The sequence below is a fragment of the Agromyces ramosus genome (genome assembly GCF_004216665.1).
In the GTDB taxonomy this organism is placed as follows: domain Bacteria; phylum Actinomycetota; class Actinomycetes; order Actinomycetales; family Microbacteriaceae; genus Agromyces; species Agromyces ramosus.
On the sequence record NZ_SGWY01000001.1, the window covers coordinates 193,411 to 208,340 of the forward strand.

The 14,930-nt window shown below is 71.5% G+C and carries 15 protein-coding genes; 6 read left to right on the forward strand and 9 right to left on the reverse strand.

Annotated elements, in window-relative coordinates:
• Window positions 1-122: 122 nt before the first annotated feature.
• Both EV187_RS00905 and EV187_RS00910 read left to right on the forward strand, forming a co-directional pair.
• On the forward strand, window positions 123-1,307 hold the full coding sequence (locus EV187_RS00905) for an acetyl-CoA C-acetyltransferase (RefSeq protein ID WP_130351171.1): 1,185 nt from the start codon (window positions 123-125) through the stop codon (window positions 1,305-1,307).
• Between the two features lie 73 nt (window positions 1,308-1,380).
• On the forward strand, window positions 1,381-2,667 hold the full coding sequence (locus EV187_RS00910) for a low temperature requirement protein A (RefSeq protein WP_242609370.1): 1,287 nt from the start codon (window positions 1,381-1,383) through the stop codon (window positions 2,665-2,667).
• Between the two features lie 71 nt (window positions 2,668-2,738).
• Here EV187_RS00910 and EV187_RS00915 read toward each other — a convergent pair whose 3' ends face one another.
• The 6 genes from EV187_RS00915 to EV187_RS00940 all read right to left on the reverse strand — a co-directional run bounded on the left by EV187_RS00915 (window position 2,739) and on the right by EV187_RS00940 (window position 8,288).
• Window positions 2,739-3,044: an SHOCT domain-containing protein gene (locus EV187_RS00915; RefSeq protein ID WP_130351172.1), complete on the reverse strand. Its 306-nt coding sequence runs from the start codon at window positions 3,042-3,044 to the stop codon at window positions 2,739-2,741.
• 128 nt (window positions 3,045-3,172) lie between these two features.
• Window positions 3,173-3,838 carry a response regulator transcription factor gene (locus EV187_RS00920; RefSeq protein WP_130352164.1) on the reverse strand — a complete coding sequence of 222 codons (666 nt, stop codon included), beginning with the start codon at window positions 3,836-3,838 and terminating at the stop codon, window positions 3,173-3,175.
• The gene (locus EV187_RS00925) at window positions 3,835-5,070 is read right to left on the reverse strand and encodes a sensor histidine kinase (RefSeq protein WP_130351173.1); all 1,236 of its coding nucleotides are present in this window, start codon (window positions 5,068-5,070) and stop codon (window positions 3,835-3,837) included. The genes EV187_RS00920 and EV187_RS00925 overlap by 4 nt, the downstream gene beginning before the upstream one ends.
• A 31-nt stretch (window positions 5,071-5,101) precedes the next feature.
• Window positions 5,102-6,427, reverse strand: coding sequence for a M50 family metallopeptidase (locus EV187_RS00930; protein WP_207221701.1), 1,326 nt, complete (start codon window positions 6,425-6,427; stop codon window positions 5,102-5,104).
• A gap of 63 nt (window positions 6,428-6,490) precedes the next feature.
• Entirely contained in the window at window positions 6,491-7,582 is a 1,092-nt protein-coding gene (dxr, locus tag EV187_RS00935) for a 1-deoxy-D-xylulose-5-phosphate reductoisomerase (protein WP_130351174.1), read from the reverse strand.
• 67 nt (window positions 7,583-7,649) lie between these two features.
• Entirely contained in the window at window positions 7,650-8,288 is a 639-nt protein-coding gene (locus EV187_RS00940; protein ID WP_130351175.1) for a 4'-phosphopantetheinyl transferase family protein, read from the reverse strand.
• A 103-nt stretch (window positions 8,289-8,391) separates the two neighbouring features.
• Here EV187_RS00940 and EV187_RS00945 point away from each other — a divergent pair, with 103 nt between their 5' ends.
• Window positions 8,392-9,156 carry a lysophospholipid acyltransferase family protein gene (locus tag EV187_RS00945; RefSeq protein WP_130351176.1) on the forward strand — a complete coding sequence of 255 codons (765 nt, stop codon included), beginning with the start codon at window positions 8,392-8,394 and terminating at the stop codon, window positions 9,154-9,156.
• 47 nt (window positions 9,157-9,203) lie between these two features.
• The gene (locus EV187_RS00950; RefSeq protein ID WP_130351177.1) at window positions 9,204-10,115 is read left to right on the forward strand and encodes a hypothetical protein; all 912 of its coding nucleotides are present in this window, start codon (window positions 9,204-9,206) and stop codon (window positions 10,113-10,115) included.
• 3 nt (window positions 10,116-10,118) lie between these two features.
• Here the strand turns inward: EV187_RS00950 and EV187_RS00955 are convergent, their stop codons facing one another.
• Window positions 10,119-10,625 (reverse strand): OsmC family protein, encoded by a 507-nt coding sequence (locus EV187_RS00955; protein WP_423190862.1) that lies wholly within the window; start codon window positions 10,623-10,625, stop codon window positions 10,119-10,121.
• A 62-nt stretch (window positions 10,626-10,687) separates the two neighbouring features.
• Between EV187_RS00955 and gabT the strand changes: the two genes are divergently transcribed.
• Together gabT and EV187_RS00965 are read left to right on the forward strand one after the other, a co-directional pair.
• The gene (gabT, locus tag EV187_RS00960; RefSeq protein WP_130351178.1) at window positions 10,688-12,064 is read left to right on the forward strand and encodes a 4-aminobutyrate--2-oxoglutarate transaminase; all 1,377 of its coding nucleotides are present in this window, start codon (window positions 10,688-10,690) and stop codon (window positions 12,062-12,064) included.
• Window positions 12,065-12,069: 5 nt separating this feature from the next.
• A complete protein-coding gene (locus EV187_RS00965) occupies window positions 12,070-13,059 on the forward strand; it encodes an asparaginase (RefSeq protein WP_130351179.1) in 990 nt (329 codons plus the stop codon).
• A 63-nt stretch (window positions 13,060-13,122) separates the two neighbouring features.
• Here EV187_RS00965 and EV187_RS00970 read toward each other — a convergent pair whose 3' ends face one another.
• Both EV187_RS00970 and EV187_RS00975 read right to left on the reverse strand, forming a co-directional pair.
• Window positions 13,123-13,923, reverse strand: a complete 801-nt coding sequence (locus tag EV187_RS00970) for an ABC transporter permease (RefSeq protein WP_242609461.1) — start codon at window positions 13,921-13,923, stop codon at window positions 13,123-13,125.
• A gap of 95 nt (window positions 13,924-14,018) precedes the next feature.
• The gene (locus EV187_RS00975) at window positions 14,019-14,930 is read right to left on the reverse strand and encodes an ABC transporter permease (RefSeq protein WP_130351180.1); all 912 of its coding nucleotides are present in this window, start codon (window positions 14,928-14,930) and stop codon (window positions 14,019-14,021) included.

The window sequence follows — 14,930 nt, forward strand, 5'->3', positions numbered from 1 at the left end:
TGCCTCTCAACAGTGAATGGCTGGACGTGTATGAACGAACCTGACAGGTGGTTCAGGTCTCAGGAAAGTACAATAGAGTCGAACACGCATCGCTCGCAACCCGTACGAAGGAGTCCCGGAACATGAGCATCCCCGACGTCGTCATCATCGCGGGGGCACGCACCCCGTTCGCCCGCATCAACGGCAACCTCGCGGGGCAGACGGCGGTCCAACTCGGCACCACGGCGATCCGCGGCGCGCTCGAGAAGGCCGGGGTCTCCCCCGACGACGTCGACGCCGTGATCATGGGCCAGGTGCTCCAGGCGGGCGCCGGCCAGAACCCCGCGAAGCAGTCCGCCGTCGCGGCCGGCATCCCGTGGCGGGTGCCCGCCACCACGGTCAACAAGGTATGCCTGTCGGGCCTCGTCGCCATCACGGATGCCGCGCGGCTGATCCGCCTCGGCGAGGCATCCGTCGTCGTGGCCGGCGGCCAGGAGTCCATGACCAAGGCCCCGCTCATGCTGCCGGGGTCGCGCAAGGGCTGGGCATACGGCACCGTCGAGATGCTCGACCACGCCGCCAACGACGGACTCACCGACGCCTTCGACCACGACTCGATGGGGGCGTCCACCGAGCGCTTCAACGCTCGCTACGGGCTCACCCGCGAGGAGCAGGACGAGATCGCCGCCGCCTCGCACGTGCGTGCCGGCAAGGCCCAGGCCGAAGGCGTCTTCGACGACGAGATCGTGCCCGTCGAGGTGCCGCAGCGCAAGGGCGACCCGATCACGGTCGCCGCCGACGAGGGCGTGCGCCCCGACTCCACCCCCGAGGTGCTCGGCCGGCTGCGCCCTGCGTTCAGCTCCGACGGGGCGATCACGGCGGGCAACTCGTCGCCGCTCTCCGACGGCGCCGCCGCCGTGGTGGTCGCGAGCCGCGAATGGGCCGAGGCCCGTGGACTCCCCTGGCTCGCCCTGGTGGGCGCCGCCGGGCAGGTCGCCGGCCCCGACAACTCGCTGCACTCGCAGCCTGCGAACGCGATCGCCGCGGCACTCGCCAAGGAGGGCGGCGAAGCCGGCGACCTCGACCTCGTCGAGATCAACGAGGCCTTCGCGGCCGTATCGCTGCAGTCGATGCGCGACCTCGGCATCACGTCCGACGTCGTCAACGTGCACGGCGGCGCGATCGCCGTCGGGCACCCGATCGGCGCGTCCGGTGCCCGCCTCGCGCTGCATGCCGCGCTCGAGCTGTCCCGTCGGGGCGGCGGCCGTGCCGCGGTCGCGCTCTGCGGCGGCGGCGGCCAGGGCGAGGCGCTGCTGCTCTCGCGATAGGGGCGCGAACGCGCCGGAGCCTGTGGCAGCATGATGCGACGGGCCATCCGGCGTGCCCGGTGAGGAGCGCACGATGAGCGAGAGCGGCACGCAGGGCGCGCACGTCGAGGCATCCGCTCGGCCGCCGCTCGACCACCGCATGCGGCGGATGGTCGGCCGCGATCCCGACGAGCCGCACCGCACGGCGACGCCGCTCGAACTGCTCTTCGATCTCACGTTCGTGGTGGCGTTCAGCCAGGCCGGCGCGCAGACCGCGCATCTGCTCGAGATCGGGCACTGGGGTCCGGCGATCGGCGGCTTCGCCTTCGCGGTGTTCGCGATCTGGTGGGCGTGGATCAACTACTCGTGGCTCGCCTCCGCCTACGACAACGACGACATCTTCTTCCGCGTCGCGACGATGGTGGAGATGCTCGGCGTCCTGGTGCTCGCCCTCGGCCTGCCGACGCTGTTCCACTCGCTCGACGAGGGCGAGCACGTGGACAACGGCGTCGTCGTGGCCGGGTACGTCGTCATGCGCGTCGCGACGATCGCGCTCTGGCTGCGCGCCGCGAAGCACGACCCGGCGAGGAGACGGACGGCGCTCACCTACGTGCTCTTCGTCTCGGTGACGCAGGTCGGGTGGATCGTGGTCATCTTCGTGAACCTGCCCGTCGCGCCGACGATCGGCTTCACGCTGCTCCTCATCGCCATGGAGCTCGTCGGCCCCTACGTCGCCGAGCACGGGCGGGAAGGGGGCACGCCGTGGCATGCCCACCACATCGCCGAGCGGTACGGACTGCTCGTGATCATCACCCTCGGCGAGATCATCCTCGGCACGATCCTCGCCATCTCCGCCGTCATCGACGAGCAGGACTGGTCGGTCGAGGCGGTCCTCGTGGCATTCGGGGGCACGGCGCTCGCCTTCGGCCTGTGGTGGGTGTACTTCACGATGCCGTCGGGCAAGGTGCTCGCGCGGTATCGACCGCGCGGTTTCGTGTGGGGCTACCTCCACTACTTCATCTTCTTCGCGCTGGCGGGAACCGGCGCGGGGCTGCACGTGGCCGCCTACGAGATCGAGGGCGTCGCGCACATCGGCATCGTGCAGGCGCTCCTGACCGTGGTCGTGCCCGTCGGGATCTTCATGGTCGCGCTGTTCACGATCTACTCGCTGCTGCTGCGCCAGTTCGATCCGTTCCACATCTGGCTGTTCATCGGCAGCGTCGTCGTCCTCGTGCTGGCAGTGGCCGCCGTCGCGGCCGGCGCGACCTTCGGGGTCGGCATCCTCATCACGGCGGCGTCGCCGTTCGTGGTCGTGGTCGGCTACGAGACCGTCGGCCACCGCCACCAGGCCGCGGCGCTCGAGCGGGCGCTCGGCGGCTGAGCCGCCGGTGAATCCCGATCGACGAGGGGGCGGATGCCGCGGCATCCGCCCCCTCGTGTCAGCCTGCGCCGTTACGCGTTCGGCCGATTGGCGCGCAGCACCTCCAGGCGGGCGCGGTACTCGGTCTCGTCGATGTCGCCCTTGGCGAAGCGCTCGGCGAGCGTGGACTCGGCACTGGCACCGCGGGCCCACGGCGGGCCGTAGCCCTCGGGGCCGCCGTTCGCCCAGGCGCGGCGGCGCCCACGGGTGACGAGGAAGATGATCAGCCCGATGACGAGGAACCAGAAGACGGGAATGAGGAAGAAGGCCCAGCCCCAACCGGCCGCCCAGGGGCCGGCGTGGGCGACGACCGCGGTGGTCGCGAGGGTGGTGAGCATGATGTGTCCCTTGATCGTGCGGTCCCGGAATGGACCGTCGATTCCATGCTCGCGACGCGGGGCCGAGCGCGAATCCGCCCGGCGGAGACACCTGGCCTGCTCCCACGGGAGCAGGCCGGTCGTTCGGGCTACTGCTGCCAGCCCGGCGCGACGAGGCCGGACTCGTAGGCGACCACCACGAGATGCACCCGATCGCGCGCGTGGAGCTTCGCCATGATCCGCGACACGTGCGTCTTCGCGGTGAGCGGGGAGAGCACGAGCCGCTCGGCGATCTCGTCGTTCGTCAACCCCTGGCCGACGAGCTGCAGCACCTCGCGCTCCCGGTCGGTGAGGGCGGCCAGGCGCTCGGCGTCGGGTGCGTCGCGGAGCCCGACGGCCATGCGCTCGAGCAGCCGCTTGGTGACCCCCGGCGACAGCAGCGCCTCGCCACTCGCCACCACCCGCACGGCCCGGAGGAGGTCGACGGGCTCGGTGTCCTTCACGAGGAAGCCGCCGGCGCCGGCGCGGATGGCCCGGGCGACGTACTCGTCGAGCTCGAACGTCGTGACGATCACGACGTGCACCCCCGCGAGCGCGGGATCCGCCGCGATCTGCTCGGTGGCCCAGAGCCCGTCGCCGCCGGGCATGCGGATGTCCATGAGCACGACGTCGACCGGATCCCGGCGCACGAGCGCGAGCAGCTCCTCGCCGCTCGAGGCCTCGCCGACCACCGCGATGTCGTCCTCCGCCTGCAGCAGCGCCCGGAAGCCGGCACGCACCAGGAGCTGGTCGTCGGCCAGCGCCACCCGGATCACGGCGTTGCTCCCCACGGGAGCCGCGCCGTCACACGGGTGCCGCCGCGCGGCGAGGCACCGACCTCCACGGATCCGCCCAGGAGTGCCGCCCGCTCGCGCATGCCGAGGATCCCGCTGCCCTCGGGCGAACCCTGCACGCCGGCGCCGTCGTCGTCGACGGTGACGAGGAGCTCGTCGCCGAGTCGCTCCACCGCGACCACGGCCCGCGTCGCGCCGGCGTGCCGCACCACGTTGGTGAGGGCCTCCTGCGCGATGCGGTACGCGGCGAACTGCGCCGCCCGGCCGGGCACCGCGCCGTCGAGCCGGTCGACGAGCTCGGCGTCGAAGCCCGGCGAGCGCACGCCCGCGACGAGCCGGGGCAGCTCGGCGAGCTCGGCCTGCGGCGCGAGCGGGGCATCGCCCTCGGTGCGGATGACGCCGAGCACGCTGCGCACCTCCTCCAGCGCGGTCCTCGACGTCTCCTTGACGGCGGAGAGGGCCGACCGCGCCTGCTCGGGATCCCGGTCCATGAGGTGCAGGCCGACGCTCGCCTGCACGTTGATCTGCGAGAGCGCGTGGCCGATCACGTCGTGCAGCTCACGCGCGATGCGAACGCGCTCGCGCTGCTCGGCCGTCTGGCGGCGGCGCATCGCCTCGGCCCGGAACTCCTCGGCGCGCTCGCGGCGCACCCGGACGAACGCGCCGACGCCGAAGCACGCCGCCAACAGGGCCGTGGTGAGCGCGATGCGGAACGGATGCCAGTCGAGCCCGACCACGGCGCCCAGCACGATCGCCGCCACCCACGCGACGACCACGGAGAGCACGGTCCACAGCATCGCGCCGCGCGCGATCCCGAGCACGATCGCGAACGCGAGCGCCACGTAGGGCGGCCCGACGTCGGGGGTGAGCAGGAGGTCGGCGAGGGCGGCAGCCGACACGACGGCGACCGTCGGGCCGGGATACCGCCGGGCGGCGAGCAGTGCGAGGGGGCCGGTGGCGGCGAGCGCGACCTGGGCGAGACCGGCCGCCCAGCCGACACGGAGCCAGACCGCGATGCCGATCGCGGCGGGCACCTGCACGAGCAGGCTGATGATCACCGGGGCCAGGAGCGTGACCCCGGGCGGCGGACGGAAGCGGTCGGGTCGTCCGTCCCACCGTCCGTCCCAGTGGGGCCGTCCGTCCCCCTGGGTGACGGGCATCCACCGATCGTAGCGCTGCGACGCACGCGCCGGATCGGCCCGGCGGAGGCTCATCGGCTACTCCTCCGGGAGTACCGGGCGCGGCTCAGAGGAGCGTCACCGGCTTCACGATGTCGGCATAGATGAGCAGCGCGCTCATCGCGCCGAGCACCACGACCACGCCGAGGGTGAGCGGCATGAGCTTCGCGAGGTCGACCGGGCCGGGATCGGGCCGGCGGAACAGCTTCGCGAAGCCGCGGCGGATCGCCTCCCACAGGGCGCCGGCGATGTGGCCGCCGTCGAGCGGGAGCAGCGGGATGAGGTTGAAGACGAAGAGCGCGATGTTGAGCGACGCGAGGATGCCGATGAGGCCGGCGGCCTTCGAGGCGAGCGGGATCTCGTCGAGGCTCGCGATCTCGCCGGCCACGCGCCCGACGCCCACCACGGAGATCGGTCCGTTGGGGTCGCGCTCGCCGGGGCCGAACGCGGCGTTCGCCACGTCGACGATGCGCTGCGGCAGGTTGACGATGATCCCGGTGACCCCGGCGATGTTCTCCCCGACGGCGGGGAGCACCGCGGTCACGGGCTGCTGCACGGTCTCGGAGGCGGGGCTGATGCCGACGAAGCCCACCTGCACCGTGACCGGCTCGCCCGACTCATCCGTGACGACCTGGCCGTTCTCGTCGGTCACGTAGCGTTCGCTCAGCATCGGCGTGACCGCGAGCGTCACCTCCGCACCGCCGCGTACGACGACGAGGTCGATGGGCTCGTCGGGGCTCTCGCGGATGATCGCGGTGGACTCGGTCCACGAGTCGATCGGCTCGCCGGCGACGGAGACGATGCGGTCGCCCGGTTCGATGCCCGCCGCCGCGCCCGGCGCAGCGGGGTCGCCGGGCTCGCAGGTCTGGCGCTCGCTCGTCGCGGGAAGGGCGCAGGCCGAGACCGACCCGACGGTCGTCGAGGCCTGCGCCACGCCGAAGCCCATCAGCAGCACCGCGAAGAGCACGACGGCCAGCACGAGGTTCATGAACGGGCCGCCGAACATGATGACGATGCGCTTCCACACGGGCAGTCGGTAGAACGCGCGGTCCTCGTCGCCGGGCGTGATCGACTCCATGCTGGAATCTCGGGCGTCCTGCACGAGACCGCGGAAGAACCCCGTCGAGTCCTCGTGCACGCGCGCGCCCTTGGCCGGCGGGAACATGCCGATCATCGCGATGTAGCCGCCGAGGGGGAACGCCTTCACGCCGTACTCGGTCTCGCCCCGGCGCTTCGACCAGATGGTCGGCCCGAAGCCGATCATGTACTGGGTCACCTTGACGCCGAACAGCTTGGCGGGCACGAGGTGCCCGATCTCGTGCAGGCCGATCGACACGGCGAGGCCCACCACGATGATGACGACGCCGAGGATGAAGGCGAGCACGGAATCCACCCGACGAGCGTACTGCCGACGCCTTGGGGTCCGCTGTCGTTCGGCTGTGAGAACGGATGCCGCTCAGCCCGAGATGCGTCGGATGAGCTCGTTCGCGGAGTGCCGTGCGGCGCGCTCCGCCTCCGTCAGCGAGGCCACCGTGAGCTCGCCCGACGACGACTCGTGCGAATCGACGACGGCTCGCACCGTGTCGACGATGTCGAGGAACCCGATACGGCCCATGTGGAACGCCGCCACGGCCTCCTCGTTCGCGGCGTTGAACACCGCCGGGTATTCGCCGCCGGCCCGGCCGACCTGCTTGGCGAGCGCGACGGCGGGGAACGCCGTGGCATCGAGCGGCTCGAACGTCCAGCTCGTGGCCGTGCTCCAGTCGAGCGGGCGGCCCACGCCGCCGACCCGGTCGGGCCAGTCGAGGCCGAGCGAGATCGGCAGCCGCATGTCGGGCGGCGAGGCCTGCGCGATCGTGGAGCCGTCGATGAACTCGACCATCGAGTGCACGATCGACTGCGGATGCACCACCACCTCGATGCGGTCGTACTCCACGTCGAAGAGGAGGTGCGCCTCGATGACCTCGAGTCCCTTGTTCACGAGCGTCGCGGAGTTGGTCGTGACTACGAGGCCCATGTCCCACGTGGGGTGCGCGAGCGCCTCCGCAGGCGTGACCTCCGCGAGGTCCTCCCGCTTCCGCCCACGGAACGGGCCGCCCGACGCGGTGAGCACCAGTCGCCGCACCTCGTCGTCGGAGCCCGACCGGAGCGCCTGTGCGATCGCCGAGTGCTCCGAGTCGACGGGCACGATCTGACCCGGCGCCGCGAGCCGCGTCACGAGGTCGCCGCCCACGATGAGGGACTCCTTGTTGGCCAGGGCGAGGGTGGTGCCGCGCTCGAGCACGGCGAGCGTCGGTGCGAGGCCGACCGAGCCGGTGATGCCGTTCAGGACCACGTCGGCGTCGACGTCGCGCACGAGCTGCACCGCCTCCTCGATCCCGATCGCGGTGTGGTCGACCCCGAACTCCGCCGCCTGCGTCTCGAGGAGCGCACGGTTCGAGCCGGCCGCGAGCCCGACGACCTCGAAGCGCCGCGGGTTGGCCCGGATGACGTCCAGCGCCTGCGTGCCGATCGAACCGGATGAGCCGAGGATGATGACGCTGCGCACGTTCCCACTGTACGGCGATCGCCCCCTCGCGCGCCGTCCCGCCGCTGCGGTCGTCGGCGGCGTGCGCTCAGCCGATGACGGCCACGGATGCCGCGCGGTTGCCGGGCACCGGCACGTCGTGGAAGCGCACCTGCCGCCACACCGAGCCGAACTCGGGCACGCTGCGGACGATGCGTCCCGTGCCGCCGTCCTCGCCGGGGATGGACAGCGCGAGCCGCGACGGCTCGATGAAGTCGGTGTGGCCGACGGCCCGGAGCAGGGCGGTCTTGCGCGCCCACAGGGTCGCCCGCACGAGCGCGCCGCGTGACGCGTCGAGCTCTCCGAGCGCGGCGAGCTCGCTCACGTGGAACGCCGCCTCGTCGATCACGGCCCCCGCGTCGAGCGTGGCGACCTCCATGCCGACCCCGAGCGGATGCCGCGTCGCCGCCGCCGCGACGACCGTGTCGCCCGACACGGCGACGTCCGCGTACCACGAGGCACCCGACGCGGTGAGCGGGTACGGGACGCTGACCCGGCCGTGCCGCGCGCCGCACACCCCGCAGGCGTGGATGAGCTCGACATCGTCGGCCGGCACCCCGGAGGCCTCGGCGATCAGGCCGCGCAGCACCGTGTCGGCGGTCGGCTGGCGCCGTTGGCCGCCGAGCACGAGCACGCGCGCGCCCGCCTCCTCGAGCTCGATGAGCTCGCCGTCGCCCGGTACGTCCATGCGCACCATCCTCCCGCATCCCGGCGCGATGCGCCGCGTCTCGCGTCGCATCATCGCGTGTCCGCGTATTCCGGCGCCGGCATGCCCACGGGCCTACAGTCGTATGGTGAGCGAGATCGAGGCCGACGCCGTCCCCGCAACCACCGTGCGACAGGGTCCGCTCTACCGCATCGTCCGCGGCATCCTGCGCCCGTTGGTGCGCCTGGCCTACCGGCCCACCATCACCGGCGCCGAATCCGTGCCGAAGCACGGCCCGGTCATCCTCGCGAGCAATCACCTCTCGTTCGTGGACAGCATCGTGATCCCGCTGGCCTCGCCTCGTCCCGTGCAATTCCTCGCGAAGTCGCACTACTTCACCGGCACCGGGTTCTCGGGATGGGTGTCGCGCACCTTCTTCACCGCGATCGGGGCGGTCGGCGTCGAGCGCGGCGTCGGGGCGCAGGCGCAGGAGGCCCTCGACCAGGGCCGCCGCATCCTCGAATCTGGAGCGGCGTTCGCGCTCTACCCCGAGGGCACCCGCTCGCTCGACGGGCGCCTCTACCGCGGACGCACGGGCGTGGCCTGGCTGGCGCTGCAGACGGGCGCCACGGTCGTGCCCGTCGGCTTGGTCGGCACCCAGGAGATCCAGCCCGTCGGCGCCAAGCTGCCACGGATCCGCCCCGTCACCGTGCGATTCGGTGCGCCGCTCGACCTCAGCCGCCACGGCGCCGCCTCCTCGGGCCGGGCGCGACGCGCGGCGACCGACGAGATCATGGCCGCGATCCACGAGCTGACCGGCCAGGAGCTGGCGGGCCGCTACAACGAGACGCCGCCCGCCGGCACGCTGGCCAAGCTCGCCGACCGCGTCGCGCCGCGCGAACGCGTCTGACGCGGATTCCCAGCATCGCCTCGCGTCGGCCCGGTATCGTCGGCACGATGAGCATCGCTGAGGTCGCCGCCCGCTGTGCCGCGGCGGCACTCGTCGTGGTGGCGTTCGCCGCGTGCACGTCACCGGTCGACGACGCCGGGTCCGCCGTCGCGACGTCGACGCGCGGCACGCTGCCCGAGCCGCCCGCCACCGAGTTCGACCCCGGCCACATCGTGAGCGACGATGCGTTCTACGACAGCGGGGCGATGAGCGAGGAGGAGATCCAGGCGTTCCTCGAGTCGGTGTCGTGCCGGCCCGACGAGGGCGTGGAGTGCCTGGCCGACTACACGCAGTCGACGACCACGCAGCCCGCCGTCGGCGGCGCGCACTGCGCGGAGTACCGCGGCGGCATCCGCGAGCGCGCCAGCCGCATCATCGCGAAGGTCTCCGAGGCCTGCGGCATCAGCCCGCGCAGCCTCCTCGTGCTCCTCCAGAAGGAGCAGTCCCTCCTCAGCCGTCCGAGCATCTCGGGATACGAGCGCGCGACCGGGTACGGATGCCCCGACACCGCCGACTGCGACACCAAGTACTTCGGCTTCTTCAACCAGGTGTACAACGCGGCGTGGCAGTTCCGGCAGTACACCGAGGAGCCCGACCGCGCGTACCGGATCGGCACCGTGCAGGTCGGCTACCACCCGGATGCCGCGTGCGGCGCCTCTGCCGTCGAGATCCGCAACCAGGCCACCGCCAACCTCTACAACTACACGCCGTACCAGCCGAGTGACGCGACCCTCGCCGACCCCGACACCGGCGACGGCTGCAGCGCGTTCGGCAACCTCAACTTCTGGCGGATCTGGCATCGCTGGTTCGGCGACCCCGAGGCCGAGCGGCTGCCCGCGTTCTTCCCGCCCTGCTCGCGGCTCGTGGGCGGACACCCGTGCCCGCCCGCCCAGGCGACCATCCCCGCCGCGGCGGGCTGAGGGTCAGCCGGCGACCACGGCCGTCGGTTCTTGGTGCACCGGGAACGCGACGGATGCCGCGATGAAGCACTTCTCGGCGGCCTCGGCGTGGATCTCCCCGGCGACCGCGAGCATCGAGGCATCCGCCACGACGACGCGGGGACGCAGGGTCGCCTCGCTGAACGCGCCGCCGCCACGGCCGTCCTCGATCATCGTGCCCGTGGCGGCATCCGTGTACCCGCGCACGATCACGCCATGACGGGTGGCGACGTGCAGGTACGAGAGCATGTGGCACTCGCTGAGCGCCGCGAGCAGCAGCTCCTCGGGGTTCCAGCGCTCGCGGTCGCCGTGGAAGACCCGGTCGCTCGATCCCGCGATGTCGTGCAGCTTGCCGGCGGCGCGCACGACGTGCTGCCGGCCGTAGGCGCGATAGCCCGACGTGCCCTCGCCGCGATCGCCCTGCCATTCCAGCTCGACCGCATAGTGGTGTTCGCCGAGCATCCGGGCCTCCTGTCGGGTGGGTCGCGTCATCCGATTCTGGCACTCCCGGCGGCCACGGCGCCCGGGTGCGGCGGCGATAGGGTGGAGTCATCATGACTGACACCCAGATTCCCGCAGAGACCGCGACCGCACCGGTGTACGCCGTGCCCCAGGAGCGTCAGGTCGTGACCGCCATCCCCGGTCCGAAGTCGGAGCAACTGCACGCACGACGCGCGAAGGTCGTGTCGGCCGGCGTCTCCTCCGCGCTGCCCGTGTACATCGAGCGCGCGAACGGCGCGATCCTCGTCGACGTCGACGGCAACCGGTTCATCGACTTCGGCGCGGGAATCGGCGTCACCACCGTGGGCCACACCGAGCAGCACGTGGTGCAGGCGGCGGCCGACCAGCTGCAGGACGTCATCCACACGCTCTTCACGATCACGCCCTACGAGGAGTACGTGCGCGTCGCCGAGCTCCTGGCCGAGCACACGCCGGGCAACTGGGAGAAGAAGAGCGTGCTCGTGAACTCGGGCGCCGAGGCGGTCGAGAACGGCGTGAAGATCGCGCGCAAGTTCACCGGCCGTCGAGCCGTCGCGGTGCTCGACCACGCCTACCACGGCCGCACCAACCTCACGATGGCCATGAACTACAAGGCCCACCCGTACGCCACCGGCTACGGCCCGTTCGCGGGCGACGTCTACCACGCCCCCAGCTCCTACCCCTACCGCGACGGCCTCTCGGGTGCGGATGCCGCGGCCCGCACGATCGCCTACCTCGAGAAGGTCGTCGGGGCGAGCGACCTCGCCTGCCTCGTCGTGGAGCCCATCCAGGGCGAGGGCGGCTTCATGGTGCCCGCCGACGGCTACCTGAACATCCTGCAGGGCTGGTGCACCGAGCACGGCGTGGTCATGATCGCCGACGAGATCCAGAGCGGCATGGCGCGAACCGGCCGATACTTCGCGAGCGAGCACTTCGGGTGGGAGCCCGACGTCGTGCTCTCGGCCAAGGGCATCGCCGGCGGGCTGCCGCTCGCCGCGGTGACGGGCCGCGCCGAGATCATGGACGCGTCGCAGCCCGGCGGGCTCGGCGGCACCTTCGGCGGCAACCCGGTGGCCTGCGCCGCGGCGATCGCCGTCTTCGAGTCGATCGAGCGGGACCACCTCCTCGGCGAGGCCGAGCGCATCGGGTCGACCCTCACCGCGGGCCTCGAGCGCCTGAAGCAGCGCTACGACCTCATCGGCGAGATCCGCGGAACGGGCGCGATGGTCGCCATCGAGCTGGTGCAGCCCGGCACGGGCGACACGACGAAGGTGCCGAACGCCGAGGCGGTCTCCGCCCTCGTGGCATACGCGGCCCAGCACGGCGTGCTGTTCCTGAGCGCCGGCACGTGGGGCAACGTGCTCCGCTTCCTCCCGGGCCTCGCGGTGAGCGACGCCCTGATCGAAGACGGACTCCGCGTGCTCGACGACGGCTTCGCGTCGCTCGGGTAGCGCGCGTGCCCGGCACATTCTCCGTCTCCGACGCCGTCGAACTCGCCGTGGTCGAACGCAGTGGTTTCATCGAGTCCAGGCACGCCGGCTCCGCGGTCGTGCTCTCCCCCGAGGGCGAGGTGCTGCGCGCGCTCGGCGACACGCACACCCCGACCTTCCCCCGGTCCTGCCTGAAGCCGTTCCAGGCCGTCGCCGTGATGACGTCGGGGGTCTCGCTCCGCGGCGAGGACGCGGCGATCGCGACCGCGAGCCACTCCGGCACCGCGGCGCACGTCGCGCTCGTGCGCGGACTCCTCGCCCGCGAGTCCCTGCCGACCTCGGCACTCGGCTGCCCGCCCGCGTCGCCGACCGATCAGGCCGCACGCGACGAGCTGATCCGGAGCGGCGCACCTCGCGAGCGCGTCTACATGAACTGCTCGGGCAAGCATGCCGCGATGCTGCTCGCCTGCGTCGCGAACGACTGGCCGCTCGAGGGCTACCTCGATCCCGAGCATCCGCTCCAGAAGCGCATCCTCGACGTCCTCGAGCGGTTCACCGGCGAACGCCCGGCGGCCACGGGCGTCGACGGATGCGGCGCGCCCGTGCACGCCGTCAGCCTGCGCGCCCTGGCCCGCGGCATCCAGAAGATCACGACGGCGGCGTCGTCGTCGCCGTTCGCCCTCTACCGCGAGGCGGCCGCCCTCACGGAGGCGGCGCGCGACCACGCGTGGGCGGTCGGCGGACCCGGCCAGCCCGACACCGTGGCCATGGAGCGGCTCGGCGTGTTCGCGAAGGTGGGAGCCGAGGGCGTCATGGTCATGACCGCGCCGAACGGCACGACCACCGCGCTGAAGGTGCTCGACGGGTCGTCGCGTGCGTCCACCATCATCGCGCTGCGGCTGCTCGCCGAGGCCGGCGCGCTGCAGGACGCCGCCGTCGACGCCGTGCAGACCGAGCTCGACCTGTGGGTCATGGGCGGCGAGCGTCGGGTCGGCCAGGTGCGCGCGACGATCTGATCCGTCGGCGGATGCCGCGTCGGGATCGCTCCCGCGCGGCATCCGTCGTCGGCTCGGTTCGGGTCAGCCGAGCTTCGCGAGCCGTTTCGCGCGCGCCGCGCGGGAGACCTGCGCGCCGATCACGAGCACGAGCGCGAAGAGGAACACCGCGGACGCGATGACGTTGGCCTCTGCCGGGATGCCACGCGAAGCCGAGATGTAGATGTACTTCGGGAACGTCGAGACCGAGCCCGAGTTGAAGTTCGTGATGATGAAGTCGTCGAAGCTCAGGGCGAACGACAGCAGGGCCGCGGCCAGGATGCCCGGCGTCAGCAGGGGGAACGTGACCCGCCAGAAGACCTGCGATGGCGAGCCGTAGAGGTCGCGGCCGGCCTCCTCGAGTGCGGGATCGAGGCTGGCGACGCGGGCCTTGACGGTGACCACCACGAAGCTGATGCAGAACATCGTGTGCGCCAGGATGATCGTCGTCATGTCCTTCGGCACGCCCACCGCGAGGAACTGCGCGGCGAGGCCGGCACCCAGCACGACCTCGGGCGTGGCCATCGGGAGGAACAGCAGGAGGCTGATCGCCGAGCGGGCCCGGAAGCGGTACCGCACGAGCGCGATCGCGATCATGGTGCCGAGGACCGTGGCGATGAGCGTCGCGACCAGGCCGATGATGATGCTGTTCGTGAAGGCCTGGCACACCGCTCCGCCCTCGACGTTGCAGACGTTCAGCCACTTGTCGAGCGTGAACCCGCGCCACGAGATGTTCGACTTGAGGGAGTCGTTGAAGGAGAACACGAACGTGTACGCGATCGGGATCAGCAGGAACACGAACGCGAGGACGGTGTAGACGGGGAGGAGCCAGTCGCCGAGGCCGATCCGGCGCCGGCGCGGGAAGCCGCGCGGGCCGCGGTCCTCCTGCGTCTCGCTCTCCGTGAACCCGCCGAGGACGGCCGCAGCCTGGACTTCGCCGCTCACAGCAGGTCCTCCGTTCCGGAACGCTTCACGTAGATGCTGACGAGCACGAGGATCGCCGCCATGAGGATGATCGAGAGCGCCGCGGCCGCCGGGTAGTTCAGCAGCACGAGGAAGTTCGCCTCGATCACGTTGCCCATCATCTGGGTGTCGGGCCCGCCGAGGAAGTCGCGACTCGCGTTCACGTAGTCGCCCGCGGCGGGGATGAACGTGAGGAGCGTGCCGGCGACGATGCCCGGCATCGAGAGCGGGATCGTGATCTTGCGGAACACGGTGAACGGGTTCGCGTACAGGTCGCTGCCCGCCTCGAGGTAGCGCGTGTCGAGCCGCTCGAGGGTGGTGTACAGCGGCAGCGTCATGAAGGGGATGAAGTTGTAGGTGAGGCCGAAGATCACCGCGAACGGCGTGCCCGTGAAGTGGGCGTCGGGGGCCATGAGCGACAGGGCCTTCAGCGAGGTGATGATGAACGACTCGTCCGACAGGAGCTGCTTCCACGCGAGCGTGCGGAGCAGGAAGCTGATGAAGAACGGGGCGATCACCAGCACGAGCATGAGGCTCTGCAGCAGCGGCCATCTGCGCGCCTTCACGCCGATGAAGTACGCGAGCGGGTAGCTGAAGAGCAGTGCGAACACGGTGGCGGCGAGCGCGTACCCGAACGACCGGAGGATGTGCGGCAGGTACTGCTGCACCACCGTCACGTAGTTCTGCCAGTTGAAGGCGTAGGAGTACTGGCCGATGTCGCCGAACTCCGCGGGCGCCTGCAACGACGTGAGGATCAGCGAGATCAACGGCGTCAGGAAGAAGAGCACCAGGTAGAGGATGCCGGGCAGGAGCAGGAAGAGCGCGATCCGGCTCTTCCGCTTCGGTGCCTGCGGCTGCGCCTCCGTGGTGGCGAACGCTGCGAAGGCCAT